The organism is Gordonia oryzae (assembly GCF_003797185.1).
Lineage (GTDB): Bacteria > Actinomycetota > Actinomycetes > Mycobacteriales > Mycobacteriaceae > Gordonia > Gordonia oryzae.
On record NZ_RKMH01000007.1, the window covers coordinates 50,310 to 66,678 of the forward strand.

At 66.3% G+C, this 16,369-nt stretch carries 16 protein-coding genes; 5 read left to right on the forward strand and 11 right to left on the reverse strand.

The genetic code is table 11. The features are described 5' to 3' along the window. Nucleotides 1-56: 56 nt before the first annotated feature. Both EF294_RS10345 and EF294_RS10350 read left to right on the forward strand, forming a co-directional pair. On the forward strand, nt 57-1,004 hold the full coding sequence (locus EF294_RS10345) for a diacylglycerol/lipid kinase family protein (protein WP_123929186.1): 948 nt from the start codon (nt 57-59) through the stop codon (nt 1,002-1,004). 458 nt (nt 1,005-1,462) lie between these two features. Continuing rightward, nucleotides 1,463-1,717, forward strand: coding sequence for a WhiB family transcriptional regulator (locus tag EF294_RS10350; RefSeq protein WP_006330074.1), 255 nt, complete (start codon nt 1,463-1,465; stop codon nt 1,715-1,717). A 94-nt stretch (nt 1,718-1,811) separates the two neighbouring features. Here EF294_RS10350 and EF294_RS10355 read toward each other — a convergent pair whose 3' ends face one another. From EF294_RS10355 to gad, 6 genes are all read right to left on the reverse strand, one after another. After that, entirely contained in the window at nt 1,812-3,338 is a 1,527-nt protein-coding gene (locus tag EF294_RS10355) for a sensor histidine kinase (RefSeq protein WP_123929189.1), read from the reverse strand. Between the two features lie 36 nt (nt 3,339-3,374). Next, nucleotides 3,375-3,596, reverse strand: a complete 222-nt coding sequence (locus EF294_RS10360) for a biotin/lipoyl-binding carrier protein (RefSeq protein WP_123929192.1) — start codon at nt 3,594-3,596, stop codon at nt 3,375-3,377. A 136-nt stretch (nt 3,597-3,732) separates the two neighbouring features. Continuing rightward, nucleotides 3,733-3,807: a 50S ribosomal protein bL37 gene (locus EF294_RS22685; RefSeq protein ID WP_369758845.1), complete on the reverse strand. Its 75-nt coding sequence runs from the start codon at nt 3,805-3,807 to the stop codon at nt 3,733-3,735. A gap of 94 nt (nt 3,808-3,901) precedes the next feature. After that, complete coding sequence (rsrA, locus tag EF294_RS10365) at nt 3,902-4,210, reverse strand: mycothiol system anti-sigma-R factor (protein WP_123929196.1); 309 nt, start codon at nt 4,208-4,210, stop codon at nt 3,902-3,904. Beyond that, nucleotides 4,207-4,851, reverse strand: coding sequence for a sigma-70 family RNA polymerase sigma factor (locus EF294_RS10370; RefSeq protein WP_185091028.1), 645 nt, complete (start codon nt 4,849-4,851; stop codon nt 4,207-4,209). The genes rsrA and EF294_RS10370 overlap by 4 nt, the downstream gene beginning before the upstream one ends. A 973-nt stretch (nt 4,852-5,824) precedes the next feature. After that, on the reverse strand, nt 5,825-7,234 hold the full coding sequence (gene gad / locus EF294_RS10380; RefSeq protein WP_123929202.1) for a glutamate decarboxylase: 1,410 nt from the start codon (nt 7,232-7,234) through the stop codon (nt 5,825-5,827). Between the two features lie 532 nt (nt 7,235-7,766). Between gad and EF294_RS10385 the strand changes: the two genes are divergently transcribed. Both EF294_RS10385 and EF294_RS10390 read left to right on the forward strand, forming a co-directional pair. Further along, nucleotides 7,767-8,264 carry an aminoacyl-tRNA deacylase gene (locus tag EF294_RS10385; RefSeq protein WP_123929620.1) on the forward strand — a complete coding sequence of 166 codons (498 nt, stop codon included), beginning with the start codon at nt 7,767-7,769 and terminating at the stop codon, nt 8,262-8,264. A 47-nt stretch (nt 8,265-8,311) separates the two neighbouring features. Then, nucleotides 8,312-9,061: an SOS response-associated peptidase gene (locus EF294_RS10390; RefSeq protein WP_123929205.1), complete on the forward strand. Its 750-nt coding sequence runs from the start codon at nt 8,312-8,314 to the stop codon at nt 9,059-9,061. Here the strand turns inward: EF294_RS10390 and EF294_RS22040 are convergent. The 4 genes from EF294_RS22040 to EF294_RS10405 form a co-directional block, all read right to left on the reverse strand. Beyond that, nucleotides 8,988-9,377, reverse strand: a complete 390-nt coding sequence (locus EF294_RS22040) for an MDR/zinc-dependent alcohol dehydrogenase-like family protein (protein ID WP_246007799.1) — start codon at nt 9,375-9,377, stop codon at nt 8,988-8,990. The two genes, EF294_RS10390 and EF294_RS22040, sit on opposite strands and share 74 nt — an antisense overlap. Further along, nucleotides 9,326-9,682, reverse strand: a complete 357-nt coding sequence (locus EF294_RS22045; RefSeq protein WP_246007800.1) for a hypothetical protein — start codon at nt 9,680-9,682, stop codon at nt 9,326-9,328. Before EF294_RS22045 ends, EF294_RS22040 begins: the two co-directional genes overlap by 52 nt. 226 nt (nt 9,683-9,908) lie before the next feature. Then, the gene (locus tag EF294_RS10400) at nt 9,909-11,405 is read right to left on the reverse strand and encodes a flavin-containing monooxygenase (RefSeq protein WP_123929208.1); all 1,497 of its coding nucleotides are present in this window, start codon (nt 11,403-11,405) and stop codon (nt 9,909-9,911) included. A gap of 78 nt (nt 11,406-11,483) precedes the next feature. Beyond that, nucleotides 11,484-12,686 (reverse strand): ATP-grasp domain-containing protein, encoded by a 1,203-nt coding sequence (locus EF294_RS10405; RefSeq protein WP_123929211.1) that lies wholly within the window; start codon nt 12,684-12,686, stop codon nt 11,484-11,486. 108 nt (nt 12,687-12,794) lie between these two features. Here EF294_RS10405 and EF294_RS10410 point away from each other — a divergent pair, with 108 nt between their 5' ends. Continuing rightward, the gene (locus EF294_RS10410; RefSeq protein ID WP_123929214.1) at nt 12,795-14,060 is read left to right on the forward strand and encodes an MFS transporter; all 1,266 of its coding nucleotides are present in this window, start codon (nt 12,795-12,797) and stop codon (nt 14,058-14,060) included. Between the two features lie 20 nt (nt 14,061-14,080). Here the strand turns inward: EF294_RS10410 and malQ are convergent, their stop codons facing one another. Continuing rightward, entirely contained in the window at nt 14,081-16,249 is a 2,169-nt protein-coding gene (gene malQ / locus EF294_RS10415; protein WP_123929218.1) for a 4-alpha-glucanotransferase, read from the reverse strand. Between the last annotated feature and the right edge of the window lie 120 nt (nt 16,250-16,369).

Sequence of the window (16,369 nt, forward strand, 5' to 3'; positions counted from 1 at the left end):
TCACAGCGACCGCCCGCCCGACCGCGACGGTCGTCGACCCCATATCCTCGGGTGTCGTGCGCGTCATGCTCATCGTCAATCCATTCGCCACCGCAACCAGCCCCGCGGGCCGCGACGCCCTCGTCAACACCCTGAGCGCACACTTCCCCGTCGACGTCGAGCACACCACCCACCGCGGACACGCAGGTGAACTCGGTGCGCGTGCGGTGGCGGAGAACTACGACGCGGTGATCGTGCACGGTGGCGACGGTTCGGTCAACGAGACGGTCAACGGACTGCTTGGTCCTCCCGGCCACACCCCGCCGGCCCACCTGCCCGCCCTGGCCGTGATTCCCGGTGGCAGCGCCAACGTGTTTTCCCGCACACTCGGCATAGATCCCGATCCGTTGCAGGCGACCCGTCAGATCATCGATCTACTCGACCGTGACAGTCACCGGCGAATCGGCCTCGGCCACTCGGCCGATCGATGGTTCCTGTTCAACGCAGGTATGGGGATGGACGCGATCATCGTGCACGCGATGGAGGACAAGCGGCACGCGGGCAAGCCCGCCACCCCCGGTCGCTACCTCTGGACGACCATCACCAGCTTCCTTCGAAATGCCAGTGGCACAGCCAGTTTCACGGTCACCGCAGCGGGTCATGATCCGAGGACCGGCGTGCGGTTCGCCTTCGTCTCCAACTCCAGCCCGTGGACCTACCTCGGCCGACGCGAGATCCGGATCAATCCGAGCACCGGCTTCGACACCCGCCTCGGCGTCTTCGCCGCGACGTCGACCGGCGTGCTGCGGAATCTGCCGCTGGCAACGCGTCTGCTCGCCCAACGCAATCCCAAGGCGCGCCATCTCTTCCGCGACGATGACGTGGCGTGGGTCACGTTCGCAGCGACCGAACCGGTGGATGTGCAAATGGACGGCGACTATATCGGCGCCTACACAGATATCCGATTCGATCATCAACGCGACGCGCTCGACGTGGTCGCACCCGCACCGTCCCCGGCGCCCTGACCCGGCATCTCCGACGCAACATCGCCGTCACCGTGTCAAGACCTGACCGCAGCACGGCGAGTACCCTTCACAGCGCGACCTCAGCCCTGCGACACACGGTGTTGCCGCAGCCAACCGGTGGAGCACGCCACCTCTACGTGAGACGAAGCAGACGATCAACAACGAGCCGACCTGGGAAAACGCGTGACATGGCGCGCGATCGGAGCGTAGACTAGATCATGAGAGTTCGAGTGGACACACGGGCCCCCTGCCGCCGAGGGGCAACCGAAGTGATAGTGCGACAACAGTGATATTGCCCACGTGTTAACTGATCACCATTGACTTCGGCTGGATTCGTGAAAGTATTCACAAGCAACAGCGCGGAAACAATCGGTGCCTCCGCGTGAACGATCGGTTACAGCCAATACGGACCAACCAACGGCTATCGAGTGGTGCCCTGCGCATCTGAAGGAGAAGGAATGGACTGGCGTCACAAGGCAATCTGTCGCGACGAGGATCCGGAGCTGTTCTTCCCGGTGGGAACCAGTGGTCCGGCAATCGCGCAGGTCGCTGATGCGAAGCTCGTCTGCGCACGGTGCCCGGTCACCGCGGAGTGCCTGTCGTGGGCTCTGGAATCGGGCCAGGACGCAGGCGTCTGGGGCGGCATGAGCGAGGACGAGCGTCGGGCACTCAAGCGACGGACCGCACGGACCCGTACCCGCAGCAGCGTGTAGCGAGCAGCGAATACGGCCGCCACTGTCCGGCGGCCGACAGGAGACCCGGCCTCGGCCGGGTTTTTTGTTGCTGCCGCCCGGCGAACCGCAGATCTCAGCGCACTTCCCGACGCAGCGGCACGACCACGACGACCTCGGTCCCCGGACCGTCGGGATTGGCCCCGGCGCGCACCTCACCGCCGAGTTCGATCGAGACCAGAGTCTGCACGATGCGCAGCCCCAGGCGTTCCGACGCCGCAAGGTCGAAGCCGTCGGGTAGCCCCGAACCGTTGTCGCGCACAGCGATTCGGAGCCGACGGACATCGCGGTCGGCGTGGATGTCGATGCGCGCGTCAGTGCGCGACGGCGCAAATCCGTGCTCAATCGCGTTCTGCACGAGTTCGGTGAGAACCATCACCAGCGGCATGGCGAGATCCGAGGCGAGCACGCCGAGTCGGTCGCGACGGCGCACCCTCACCGGCTGCTCCCCCGAGGCGACATCGACGAGGGTGGGCACGAGGCGATCGACGGCCTCGTCGAGGTCGACCTCTTCATCGACGCTGCCAGAGAGCAATTCGTGGACGAGCGCAATGGACGACACGCGGCGTACCGCCTCGGTGAGTGCGGTGCGTGCCTCGTCGTTGGGGGTGCGCCGCGCCTGCAGACGCAGCAGCGCCGATACCGACTGCAGATTGTTCTTGACGCGGTGGTGGATCTCCCGGATCGTCGCGTCCTTGCTGATCAGGGCGAGGTCGCGCCGTTTGACCTCGGTGACGTCGCGGATCAGGACCACCGCCCCGGAGCTGACCCCGCGCGGACGCAGGGCGACAGCACGAATGAGCACGGTGGCACTGGCGGCGTCGGCCTCCATCCGCATCCCGATATCGCGGTAGGGGCCCGCGGGGGGATCGCTGATCCCACAGGCGGCGTCGATCATCATCGCGGCATCCTGCGACTCGAACGGATCGGTCAGCAGTGTCGCGGTCACCTCCGAGAGCCGGGCCCCGTTGAGGTCGGAGGCCCAGCCCATGCGGTGAAACGCCGACAACGCGTTGGGACTGGAGTAGACGACCATGCCACGGGCGTCGATCCGCACGAAACCGTCGCCGGCACGCGGGGTTGACAGCCCCTGCGGATTACCCTCGTGCTGCGGGAATGTGCCGTCGGCGACCATGTGGCACAGGTCGTTGGCCGAATCCTGGTAGGCCAGTTCGAGCGGCGAAGGCAGCCGCGGATGCGTCAGGTCGACCGCACGGGTCAGCACCCCGACGATGCGCTCATCTCCGGCTGGGTCGACGAAGCGCACCGGCACCGTCTCGCGCCGGATGGCCATCGCGCCCAGCCATGTCGGGTCCTCGTCCCGCAGAATGCGCCCTTCGGCGAAGGCCCCGGCCACCTGCGGGTGTACCGCCGGATCGACCACGGTGCCCACCTCGTCGCTCGGGAGGACCGTCGAGGCGGTGTTGGGCCGGCATTGGGCCACGTTGACGATCTCGCCGGTATCGGTGCGCACCGACAGGACGAAGTCGGCGAACGACAGATCGGCGAGCAGTTGCCATTCGGCGACGAGCCGCTGGAGATGACCGGCGGCGCTGTCGGAAAGTGTGGTGTGCTCGGCGAGCAGATCGACCAGGGTGGACATCGGCGATCGGGTCTCACTACACCGGAACCGGTCCGGTCACGCTCGTTCGTAGACGGCAATGACGTCGCCGGCCTGAATGACATCGCCCACAGCGACCTTGATCTCGGCAAGGGTGCCCGCGTCCTCGGCGAGCACCGGGATCTCCATCTTCATCGACTCCAGGAGCACCAGGGTGTCGCCGACCTCGACGTGCGCACCCGCCTGGACCAGCACCTCCATCACGCTCGCCACGATCTCTGCCACGACGTCCTCAGCCATGCCCATGAATCTAGGGCATGGGCGAGCACCGGGCAGTAAGCGCCCGAGAACCGTAGCGGCCACGACACGAAAATGCCCGGGCGGGAGCCGATCATGTCGATCGGCGATCACCGCGCCGGGCGTTTCGCGTTCGCGCTCAGGCGTTGGGACGCTTGCCGTGATTGGCTGCGTTCTTCTTCCGTGCGCGCTTCTTGCGTCCGCGCTTACCCATGACGGGCCTCCTTCATCCAGATGTGCTCAGCGATTGTCCCACGTACGGCATCCGATTCGACAATCGCCCATCCGGATCGACCAGCTCGGCAGACCTAGTCTCCGGTTGAGTAGCGGGTCTCAGTGACGATGACGGACTTGCGGATCTCGATCCGCAGCCGGTCCCGCAGACCCGCCGGGGCCCTCTCGCCACCGCACTTGCGGTTGATGAGTGCTTTGAGTTCGCTCTCGATTCCGTAGTGCGCCAGACACGACGGGCAATTGTCGAGGTGCCCCTTGAGTCGGGCACGCGCGTCCGGATCGCATTCGTTGTCCAGTAACAACCAGACGTCGGCGATCACCGCCGAGCAGTCCAGCGAGCTGAATTCCGGGTCATCGGCCGACACCTGCGGTTGCTCACTCATCGGGCCACCTCGCTCGCCGCCGAGCGATTGAATCCGCGCTCGCGAGCAACGTCGGCCAGCAACTCACGGAGCTGGCGGCGTCCGCGGTGCAGGCGCGACATGACCGTTCCGATCGGTGTGTCCATGATCCCGGCGATCTCCTTGTATGGAAGTCCCTCGACGTCGGCGTAATACACCGCCATCCGGAAGTCCTCGGGCAACGCCTGCAGCGCCGCCTTGATCTCGTCGTCTGGGAGGGCGTCGAGGGCCTCGATCTCCGCCGACCGCAGCCCCGTCGAGGTGTGCTCGGCGTTCGCGGCCAGCTGCCAGTCGGTGATCTCGTCGGTCGGGTATTGCGCAGGCTGCCGCTGCTTCTTGCGGTAGCCGTTGATGTAGGTGTTGGTCAGAATCCGGTACAGCCATGCCTTGAGGTTGGTGCCCTCGCGGAACGACGCGAATGCCGAGAACGCCTTCACGTAAGTCTCCTGAACGAGATCCTCAGCATCGGCGGGGTTGCGCGCCATCCGCAGGGCTGCGCCGTACATCTGATCGAGAAGCGGCAGTGCGTCGCGCTCGAAGCGCTCGGTGAGGTCCTGCGCGGACTCGCCCGGGTCTGCGCGCCGCGGAGCCGCCGAACCGGGGCCGTCAGACGCTCCGGTCATGGGGCTCGAAACTTCCAAGTGGCTCGATCCTGCTGCCGGGCTCGACACTTCCGGACTGGCCCCCGTGGAGCTCTCGCGGCCGTCTGAATCGGGTTCGGTCACTGCGATCCCTTCGGTGGTGACGCCGGTGGACACCGTTGCCGGTGGACCGATGATCTCGATCAAGTCTACCGATCCCGGGTCGGCCACCGGCGTCGGAGGTTCACTCGATCGGTGTCGATCGAGCAGCATGTCCGCGCTCACCTACCCACCTGCCCTTCTGCGCTGTCGAACCACCGACACCGGCGTTTCCGGGAGCGAGCTGTGGTTCACCCGCATTCCCGGCACGCGCGTCCGGCTCGTTCGTCTGTCGTGGGGCGAGCGCCAGATCGACCATCGCGTTGATGGCATTGCGTCCGCCCCGGCCACTGCACTCAACAGGACCGACACCACAATTGTTCCGGCAGCATCGCCGCACACCCGCGTCCGGCGGCGCCGTCGGCAAACTACCCAGACGTGCGAGAGGACGGCGTGCGTCGGGTCAGTTCGGTCCGCCGTCGGCTGGTCCCCACCGGCCCCGGCGGACACCGAGTCAGAACCACCGGCTCGGTCCCGGCGTTGCGCAACTCGGCGGGTGTCATGCGGTACCGCTCCCGCAAGGGTGGCGACGTGGTGACACACAGCCGAATCCGCATACCTCGACGACCATGTCCAGACTCGGGTACACCCGGCGGAGCGGGGGTCTCACGGGCACGCACGAGCCGTCGCTCGGTGATCATGGTCGCGTGCTCTCCTCGCCGTCGGCGGAGTGCCGATACAGCCCATGCGGGGCGATTTGGCTATGGTCTTCGCGCAGAAACTCGGGGGATCCGAGCGCGAAGGGGCGCCTAGCGATCATGACACCCCAACACTGTGTGGTCAGGGCCGAGACCAGTAACACCCCATACCTCACCCGGAGCCGCTGCGGCTGAACCACTCTCGAAAGGGGAACTCATCAATGATGGAAGTGAGAACCGGTTCCCTCGCGTGGCATCGGCGACTCCAGCCGATCCAGGAACGCGACCTCACTCTCCAGATCGGTCAGCAACGCCGTCGCCAGATCGTGACTCAACCCCGCACGCACCACGATCCGCTGCAGGGTCCAGTCAGCCAATCCATCGGCCATCGGATACGCCGGCACAAGCCATCCCTTGAGCCGCAACCGATCCGACAGGTCATACAGCGACCACTTGTCGGTGTATCCGTCCTTCAGTTTCCACGCGAACACCGGAATCGTGTCACCATGGCTGACCAGCTCGAACGGCCCCAATTCGGCGATCGCCGACGACAGATAGGTGGCCACATCGATGGATCCCTGCTGGATCAACCGATATCCTTCCCGTCCCAGCCGCAGAAAGTTGTAGTACTGCAACAACACCTGCGCGCCCGGACGTGAGAAGTTCAGTGCCAGCGTCGGCATGTCGCCACCTAGGTAGCTGCAATGGAACACCATGCTCTCCGGCAATGCCTCGGTGTCACGCCACACTATCCATCCCAGGCCCGGATACACTAGCCCGTATTTGTGACCCGAGGTGTTGATCGACACCACACGCGAGACCCGGAAATCCCATTCCAGGTCGGGCTGACAGAACGGTGCCACCATCGCACCCGATGCACCGTCGACGTGGATCTTGACGTCGAGGCCGGTGTCCTTCTCGATCTCGTCGAGCTTTGCCGAGATCTGTTGTACCGGTTCGTACAAGCCGTTGTAGGTCACGCCGAGGATCGCGACGACCCCGATGGTGTTCTCGTCGACGTACTTCTCCAGCTCGTGCCCATCGAAGACGACGTGCTCCTGCGAGACCGGCACCCAGCGCGGTTCGACCTCGAAATAGTTGAGAAACTTCTCCCAGCACACCTGCACCGCCGTCGACAACACCAGATTCGGCTTCTCGGTCGACTTCCCCTCCGCCCTGCGCCGAGCCTGCCAGTGACGCTTGAGCGCGAGCCCGCCGAGCATCGCAGCCTCCGATGACCCGATCGTCGAGGTTCCGATGGACTTGTCGATATCCGGCACGTGCCAGAGATCGGCGATGATCTTCCAACACCGATCCTCGATCGCCGCGGTCTGCGGGTACTCGTCCTTGTCGATCATGTTCTTGTCGTAGGTCTCCGCATACAACCTGCGGGCCTCGTCCTCCATCCAGGTCGAGACGAACGTCGCCAGATTCAACCGCGCGTTCCCATCGAGCATCGCCTCGTCATGAACGATCTGATAGGCCGTCTCGGGCAGACTCATGCCCTCGGGAATGGCGAACTTCGGATATTCGGTGGCCTCCCCGGGACGAACGAACACCGGGCTCACCGACAACGAATCGTTGAGATTGGTAGTGGCACGCGCATTGGTGTGCTTTCGCGTGGTCATGGCTGATGTCCTTTCGACGGGACGACGTGGGCGGTGATGAGTGCACAAATGATGGGGTTGGGGGTCGGCGCCTCGTGAGGACCACACCTCCACCGGCGGATACAGCCGGTGGAGGTGTCGTGCCTGTTGCGGCGCACGGCCAGGGTCGAGACCGCTGGCAAGTTCGCGGTCAGCACGAGTATGACCGCCAGGAGCACCCCATATCTGTCGTCCACGTTCTCAGCGACGGCGAGTTACCTCAGGCCCGCCACCGTGTGGGTGATGGAATCGACCCTTGGAGGTATGGGGAGGGTCTGGTCGTGGTCGCTACCGGACGGATCCCCCGGAATCACCTCACCGGACTTCCGACACAGACGGGGCGATTCATTCCTATCCTTGGCACTCCTCGAACAACCCGAAAACACCCAGGGCGCAAGCGCCACCACATCCTGAGCCCCCCGGCAAGCGACATCGGCTCGCTACGATTTGCCTTGACAGCGGCGTCCACGACATCGTGGACGCCACCGAAATGTTGCAGCGAGAGGACATCGGTGTGGCCGCCACCCCTGCCATCGCCGCGCTCACCGCGCGGTCGACACCGCATCGCGTGCACCGCTACCGCCACGACCCGCGAACCACCGCCTACGGCGCCGAGGCCGTCGACGTGCTCGGAGCGGCCTTCGGGGTGAATGCCGAGCAGATCCTCAAAACGTTGGTGATCGAGTTATCCGGCACGCGCTCGGGTCTCGCCGTGGCCGTCGTGCCGGTGCCGCGCTCGTTGTCGCTGAAAGCCGCGGCCACCGCGCTCGACGCCGGACGCGCGGTGATGGCCGACGCCAAGGCGGTCACCCGGAGCACGGGGTATGTCCTCGGCGGGGTCTCCCCCATCGGCCAGCGCACCACCCTGCCGACCGTCGTCGACGAGTCGGTTCTGCGGTGGCCGCACGTGTGGTGCAGTGCCGGACGCCGGGGGCTCGAGGTGGAGATGGCCCCCGCGGATCTGATCGCGATCACCTCGGCGACGACCGCCGACATCTGCGCCACCCTCTGACGGTCGCTGCCGCCCGAGCCCCGGCTCACTGCGGTAGACATGACGTCATGTGCGGACGTTATGCGGTGACCACGGACCCCGCGAAGCTCGCTGCCGAGATCGACGCGGTGAACGAGGTGCCGGTTCCGTTGGACGGCACGGCGGGCATACCGGGGTCACCGGGGCCCAATTACAACGTCGCGCCGACCACGACGGTGATGACCGTCGTCACACGTCACGACCACGACAATCCCGACGACGACCCGCGACTGCGTGTGCGGGCCATGCGGTGGGGGCTCGTCCCCGCGTGGGCCAAGGAGGTCGGCAAGGGTCCGCTACTGTTCAATGCCCGCGCCGAAACGGCCGGGGAGAAGAGTTCGTTCCGGGCGTCGGTGACGTCGCGACGCTGCCTGATCCCGATGGACGGTTGGTACGAGTGGAAGAAGGGCCCACCCGACTCCAAGGGCAAGCCGACGAAGGTGCCCTTCTTCATGTCACCGGTCGACGGAACCCGGTTGTTCGTGGCCGGCCTCTGGTCCGTGTGGCACGACCGTACCAAGGAGGCGTCGCCGCCGCTGTTGAGCTGTTCGATCCTGACCACCGACGCCGTCGGCGATCTGCGCCAAGTGCATGATCGGATGCCGCTGATCATGCCCTACGACAACTGGGACGCGTGGCTCGATCCCGACCACCGTGCGCCGGATACGCTCTTCGCGCCGCCGAGTGCAGGCGTCGCGGCCGCGATCACGATTCGTGAAGTGTCACCGCTGGTGAACCGGGTGGCCAACAATTCTCCTGACCTCGTGAACCCGGTGTGAGGCCGCGGCCGCGCCCGATGGGTCGGTTGTCGGGGACCAGTACTGCCGAGCCGTCGAAGGATCCGGCCTTCAGGTCGGCGAGGTCCGCGTCGGCCCGCGACAGCGGGCGGGTGGGGGCGGTGGCGGTGATCCCGTACTCCTCGACCAGCCGCAGGAATTCGCGACCGCCGGCTGTCACCGAGCGGATCTCCCTCTCGTAGAGCAGCTCTCGATCGTAGTCGAGAGCGCGGATGCCGCCGTGGTGACGACTACCGGCGATGGAGATCATCGCGCCGAGGTCGAGGGCCAGCATCGCCACCGGCACGAGTTCACCCACGGGTCGAAGGTGATCGCGGCGGGCAGTTCGAGCGGCTCGGGCGGGGGCGTCGTCGGCACCCGCGCACCCTGCGCGATGGCGATCTGCGCGGCGAGCTGTGCCTTGCCACCGCACCCGTAGAGCCCCATCCGACCTCCAGGCGGCAGGGACGTCCCGATCAACGAGCGGCAGACGATGATTCCGGCACGCAGCAGCAGGCGAAGGCACGTCGTCGATGCCGCCGGGCAGGCGATAGGCGAAATCGGCCGATGCGATAGCGAAATCGGCGAGGCCGCCGTCGATGCCACAGCCGGTGAAGGTCTCATTCGGGCAGAGCTTCTCTGGGCGCCGCGCGCACGGTGGCCGCAGGTGCTGTCGGTGTGGTGAATCCAGGCGACGCACACGCGGTCGCCGACCGCGTATCCCGTTGCGCCGGCGTCGAGTCCGACGGCCCCGCCGACCACCTCGTGAACCGAGGTCCCCCCGGACCCGCTGGACCGCCAGACCGCCCTCACAGATATGCAGGTCGATGCGACACACCCGCACGCATGCTCAGGCAGTAGGCGCCATCCGGTACTCGTAGTCGTCGAGCGGGAATCTCCCCATCTCTCGCAGGGTGGTCAACGTCGAGGTGGGGCGCAGCAGCGCCGCCTCGCCCTGGTGATTGAAGTAGTAGCTGCGCGCACTCGCGCAGTCGCCGCGGTAGAAGACCGACGAATCGAGTTTGTCGGTGACCTCGTCGAGGAACTGCGCATTTGCCTGCTCGGTGACCTCGAAGGTCGTCGCCCCGCGTCGTTTGAGCTCGCCGAAGAGCCGCCCGATGTGGATCATCTGGCCTTCGATGGTGGTGAAGTACGACAACCCGCTGTAGGAGTAGGGACTGTTGAGCGACAACAGATTCGGAAATTTCGGCATCGTCAGCCCCTGGTAGGCCTGGAACCGGTGGGTCCGCCACCAGAGCCCGAGTTCCACACCATCGCGCCCCAGAACCGGGAAGGCGGGAAAGTTGCTGTCCCACAGATCGAATCCGGTGGCGAGGACGATGGTGTCGATCTCGATGCGCCGACCGTCACCCGCGACGATTGCGTCGGGTTCCAGGTGGCCGATCCCAGTCGTCTCGAGGGTGACATTGTCGCGAACGAACGACCGGAAGTAGCTGTTGGAGAACGTCGGTCGCTTGCATCCGAAGTCGTAGTCGGGGGTCAGCGCCCGGCGCAACGCCGCGTCGGGGACCTGCGCACGCAGATGCGCCCGCGCCAGCAAAGCGGCACCCTTATTGCCCAGTTTGGCCTGGCGGAAGTGCAGCACACCGACCACCATGAGCAGTTCCAGCACTGCCGTGTTCACCAGGCGCGCCACGCGCTGGATCAGGGGCACTCGGGCGAACAACTGCTGTACCGGCTTCGGAATCGCCATGTCGAGCTTGGGCACCACCCAGATGGCAGTGCGCTGAAAGACCGTCAGGTGGCGTGCGACGCGCGCCACCTCGGGAATCAATTGCACCGCGGTCGCACCGGTTCCGATCACCGCGATGCGCTTGTCGGTGAGGTCGGCGGAGTCGTCCCAGTCGGCGGTGTGCAGGACCGTGCCCTCAAAGGAGCCGATGCCCGGGAAGTCGGGTATGTGAGGTTGGGAGAGAAAGCCGGTGGCGGTCACCAGATAGCGGCATGTGCGCACCGTGCCGTCACCGGTATGCACCACCCAGAACTGTTGCCACTCATCCCATTCGGCGGACTCGACACTCACACCGAACTCCATGTGCCGCGTGAGATCGTAAGTGTCGGCGACGCGGGCCGCGTAGCGTTTGAGTTCGGACCCCGGCGCGAACAATCGCGACCAGTAGGGGTTCGGCGCGAACGAGTACGAGTAGGTCACCGAGGCGATGTCGACGGCCAGGCCCGGGTAGTGGTTCACATGCCAGGTACCACCGAGGTCGTCCTCGCGTTCGAGGATTGCGAGGTCGTCAATGCCGAGACGCCGCAATTCGATGGCCGCCCCGAGCCCGCCGAATCCGGCGCCCACGATGATCACCTCGTGATCCAATCGCATGCGTCCTCCTTCGAGAGGTCACGAGTCCGAGGAAGCCACGCGACCACTACCTGTTACCAGATTTCACAGTAACCCACATCACCACGGGAGCAGTCGGGCGATCGGCGACCCGTCGTAGAGCACGTCGAAGAACTGGGTGGCCACCAGGGTCTCGCCCTTGACCCGATGGATGCCGAGCTGCTTGCGATACGCCAGCACATGCTGCAGCGACAACACCGAATACAGCAGCGGCAGATGATCTTTGCGCTGCTCATACACGCCCTTCGCGCCGCGCGAGGCGCGCAGGTCCGCACGGGCACGAGTCGGGTGCAGGAGGGCATCACGGATGACTGCGGCCCGGATCATCGTCTTGCGGCCCTCGGGCACGACGACCAGCTCACCGGGATCGAACAGCGCGGTGTCGAACTCCTCGGCGGTGGCCAGCGTGCACCCGGCGGTCGGGCGCGGGTTGCATTCGACCATGTGGTGCACCCCGTCGTCGGTCATCAGGTAGTCGAAACTCAGTTGTCCGTGCCAATTCAGTTCGCGCGCAATGCGTTGCGCGGTCTCCAGCGACTGCGGCGAATCCACCGACCGAAACACCACACCCCCGCGGTTGTCGATCGCGAGCGGGTGTTCATAACAGGAGTGCAAGACGACCTCGCCGTGGTGGACCACACTCCAGCTACAGCGGTCGACGCCGGACAGGAATTCCTGGACCAGCCAGGGATTCTCGGGGGTGGGCGTGATGTCGTCAAGTTCGGTCTCGTCGGCAAGCGGTCCGGTGTTGGTGGCGATGTCGAGACCGCCGCGCCCGAAGGCCGCCCGAGCGAACCAGTGATCCCAGCGGCCGGCCGCGGCGCGCAGTTGTGCCGGACTCGTCGCGGTGATCGTCTCGGCGACGGGTAGGCCCAGCCGTGCGCACAGCTCGAAGAAGCCGACCTTGTCGTGCACCATGCGCAGGGTGTCGAAGTCGGGGAAGAACAATTCGACGTCCCGGCCGTCGGCGAGTTGATCGCGATGCTTGGCGAGATAGAAGACCTCCTCGAACATCGGCAGCAGCCAGTTGATCCGCTCGGAGCCGATCATCCCCGCGATGGCGTCGACATAGGCCTGGGTTTCCTGGGTGGGGGCAGGCACCACCCTGTGTGTGCTCGCGCCACGCGAATGACTACCCGGGGCCGATCGGAAGGTGTCGGTCGCGACGACGAACCGGCCTGTCTCCCCCAGTTTGTGGATCTCGTCGACGGCGAAGGGCATCCGGGAGGTGGTGACGAGGATTCTGGGATCGACGGGCGCCATGCCACGACGGTAGTGCACCGATGGTTCGCCCAGCCGATACTCCGGTCCGCCGGCCGCCGCGCATCACGCCGGTGTGCGCACGCCATCGGGGATACGCTGTGGATCGTCATGGCTTCCCACACACCGACTCCCGGTCGCGGCGGAGGAGATCCACGTCTCCCGACGCGCCGCACACTCGGAGCTGGGTCGGCGTTCGCGGCCGCCGTCGCCGCGTTCGCGACGGTGATGATGGGCACCACGCTGCCGACGCCGCTCTATGCGATCTATGGCGCCGAACTGAGCTTCGGCGTCACGACCACGACGGTGATCTTCGCCGTCTACGCGGCCGGGGTCAGTGCGGCGCTCATTGTGTTCGGCCGCTGGTCTGACGTCATCGGCCGACGGCCGCTGTTACTCGGGGGCGTCGTCATCTCCGCGATCAGTGCCGTTGTCTTCGTGACTTCGGGCGGGCTCGCCGAACTCCTGGCCGGGCGCGTCATCTCGGGGCTCTCGGCGGGTATCTACACCGGCACCGCCACGGCAGCGGTGATCGAACTGGCCCCGCGATCCTGGCAGTCACGCGCTCCGGCGATCGCCACCGCCGCGAACATGGGCGGGCTGGGACTCGGCCCACTGGTGGCGGGCATTCTCGCGCAGTACGTCCCCGCGCCCCTGCACACCGTCTTCCTGGTCGACCTGGTGGCACTCGCCGTGGTCGGGGTGGCGATCTGGTTCGTCGCCGAACCCGCACATCTGCGGCCAGGGGCTCGGCTGAGCGTGCAACGGCTATCGGTGCCACCGCAGGTGCGCGAGGTGTTCACCGGGCCGGCGATCGCCGCCTTCGCCGGGTTCGCGGTCCTGGGCACCTTCACCGCGGTGGCGCCGTCATTTCTGGCCACGGTGATCGGCATCGACAACCATGCCGCGGCTGGGGCACTCGTCGCGGTCCTGCTCGCGTCGTCGGCGACCATCCAGATCCTCGGGCGCCACGCGCCTACCGCCACGGCATTGATCGCCGGGTGCGCAACGCTCGTCGTCGGAGTGGCTGTCCTGGCCTGGTCACTGGCGGCGGCGTCGCTGACCCTGATGATCGTCGGCGCGGTGATAGCCGGGGCCGGACAAGGCATCTCGTTCAGCAAGGGAATGGCGGCGGTGGTCGCGGCGAGCCCAGCCGACCGGCGCGCGGAGGTGACGTCCACCTATTTCGTCGTCGCCTACATCGCACTGTCGGTCCCGATCATCGGGCAGGGCATCGCCGCGGCGCACTGGGGTCTGGTGACCGCCGGGATCGCCTTCGACATCGGAGTCGGGGTGTTGTGTGCGGTCGCGATGGTCCTCATCGCCGTCGCGTTGCGCCGGGGCCGATCGGCCGGTGGGGACTCGGCGACGTCCTAGTCTGACTCCGGGACACACCTTCATCGCAGGCAGTCGTCGTCCTCACGAGACCCGCCCCCGACACCCGCGTCCTCGAGGGCGGCTACCAGCGCGGCGAACCGCGCGTTCGACGGCAGGTCCTCGACGAGCACCGGACGAAGCTCGTCGTCGGCGAGGGGGATACACCAGTTCGGGTACTGATGGCCGTCGGTACCGGGCTGGTTCTGGATGCGCCGCTCGCCGACAGCGTCCACCAGCGACACCCCCAGCAGTATCGATGGACTCGCCGCGATCAGTTGGTAGAGCGCGTTGATCGTCCGCGGATCGGTCAGCGGGATGTGCGGTGACCACAGGCCACGCTCGATCGCCAGCGCGAGGATCGCGTCGCGGTCGCGTTCTTCACGGGCACGGTCGTCGTCTTCGCTCTCGGTGAGCAATCCGAGTTCGGCCCGCAACGTGATGTGGTCGCCGGCGAGGTAGCCGACCGTCGGCGGCAGATCGTGGGTGGTGACCGAGGTCAGACACAGCTCTCGATACTCCTCCGGCGGGATGGGCGCGTACTCGCCGTGCTCGAACCACAGGATCGAGCAGCCGAGGATGCCCCGCGCGGCCAGCGTGTCCTGCACCGTGTTCTCGAACACGCCGAGGTCTTCACCGATGACCACCGCACCGGCGCGTTGTGCCTCCAGCGCGAGGATCCCGATCAACGCGTCGTGGTCGTAGCGCACGTAGGTGCCCTCGTCCGCGGATCGTCCCTCGGGTATCCACCACAGCCGGAACAGACCGAGAATGTGGTCGACACGCAGACCACCGGCGTGGCGCAGGACGGTCCGCAGCATGTCGCGATAGGCCGCATATCCCGACTCGGCGAGTCGCCGCGGATGCCACGGTGGCTGATTCCAGTTCTGGCCTTGCTGGTTGAATCCGTCCGGCGGTGCGCCGACCGTCGCGCCAGTGGCGAGAACCTCGCCGAGCGACCACACGTCGGCACTGTCGCGACCCACTCCGACGGCGAGGTCGGCGATGATGCCGATGCGCATTCCCGCCGCCAGCGCGGCGTGCTGGGCCCGGGCGAGCTGTTCGTCGCAGATCCATTGCAGCCACATGTGGAACTCGATACGTCCGGCCAGTCGGCGCCGCTCGGTCTCGACAAAGGCCGGATCACCGAGTTTGTCGGCCCACGCCGGACTGTTGCGGCCGTAGGCCTCGACCAGCGCGCACCACGTGGCGAAATCGCGCAGGCCGGCGCCCTCACGACGACGGAATTGCCTATATGTTGCGGCCCGCGCCGCTCGCAGCGGGACCGCGTGAATCAGCTCCAACGCGGCCAGCTTTGCGCGGAAGGCCTTGTTGCGCTTGATCTTCTTCGTCGAGACGTCGTCGGCGACGAAGCTCTTGGCGAGCGCGTCGACACGTTTGCGATCGGCCTTGGGCAGGTCGACGTACTCCGCGATGTGGGTGATCGCGATGTAGAGAGGATTGATGAATCGGCGGGTCACCGGCAGATACGGCGAGTTCTCGATCGGCGGCTGCGGCTGCGCCGCGTGCAGCGGGTTCACCTGGACGAAGTCGGCACCATAGGTGCTGGCCGTCTCGGCCGCGATCTCGGCGAGGTCGGCGAAGTCGCCGACTCCCCAGGACCGTGCGGAGCGCACCGAATACAGCTGCAGCGCCGTCCCCCACCGCTGTTCACCGCGCAGCGCGTCGGCGGTTCCCAGGCGCCGGGGAGTCACGATCAATGGCGCCGACGCCGTGGCGGCCCTGATCTCGTCGGTGACCGAAATCATGTGATATCCCGGCGAGAGTTCTTCCGGGACTGCGAAACTCGCCCGTCCGGTGAGCACTCCGTCGACGGGGCGCGGTTCCCACCACACGTCGAGTTGTACTGGGCGCAGCCGGTCTCCGGCTTCGGTGGTGACCTCGACATCCACCGGATTGCCGTGGGGAACATGGACCCAGAACACCGCCGCGTCACCCTCGGTGACCACGGTGACCGGCGGGACCAACGCGCGCCAGTCGGCGATCTCGGCGTCGGCGAGGGCGGCGTCGATCTCCACATCGGTCTCAGCGGCGATACCCATCGCCGCCAGCACAGCGCGAAGGGTCGCCGCACTCACCTCGTGCTCGGCGGAGTCCCATCCCACATAGCTGGTCGCCACCCCGGCGCGGTGCGCCAGCTCGGCCAATCGTTGCCCTACCGAATCGGTCACGACTGCATCGTCTCATCGTCGGGGTCGTGGCGCTCGGAATGCCGAGGACGGCACCGAGGACGTGAATCGACCGTGGCGTAGCCCACCTGAGCAATTCGCGGGCAGCATGTACTGCCGGGA

Coding starts and splice junctions, on each gene's coding strand:
- EF294_RS10350 (WP_006330074.1), top strand. CDS start 1,463: ATGGACTGGCGTCACAAGGCAATCTGTCGCGACGAGGATCCGGAGCTG.
- EF294_RS10355 (WP_123929189.1), bottom strand. CDS start 3,338: ATGTCCACCCTGGTCGATCTGCTCGCCGAGCACACCACACTTTCCGAC.
- EF294_RS10360 (WP_123929192.1), bottom strand. CDS start 3,596: ATGGCTGAGGACGTCGTGGCAGAGATCGTGGCGAGCGTGATGGAGGTG.
- rsrA (WP_123929196.1), bottom strand. CDS start 4,210: ATGAGTGAGCAACCGCAGGTGTCGGCCGATGACCCGGAATTCAGCTCG.
- EF294_RS10370 (WP_185091028.1), bottom strand. CDS start 4,851: ATGACCGGAGCGTCTGACGGCCCCGGTTCGGCGGCTCCGCGGCGCGCA.
- gad (WP_123929202.1), bottom strand. CDS start 7,234: ATGACCACGCGAAAGCACACCAATGCGCGTGCCACTACCAATCTCAAC.
- EF294_RS10390 (WP_123929205.1), top strand. CDS start 8,312: ATGTGCGGACGTTATGCGGTGACCACGGACCCCGCGAAGCTCGCTGCC.
- EF294_RS22045 (WP_246007800.1), bottom strand. CDS start 9,682: ATGAGACCTTCACCGGCTGTGGCATCGACGGCGGCCTCGCCGATTTCG.
- EF294_RS10400 (WP_123929208.1), bottom strand. CDS start 11,405: ATGCGATTGGATCACGAGGTGATCATCGTGGGCGCCGGATTCGGCGGG.
- EF294_RS10405 (WP_123929211.1), bottom strand. CDS start 12,686: ATGGCGCCCGTCGATCCCAGAATCCTCGTCACCACCTCCCGGATGCCC.
- EF294_RS10410 (WP_123929214.1), top strand. CDS start 12,795: ATGGCTTCCCACACACCGACTCCCGGTCGCGGCGGAGGAGATCCACGT.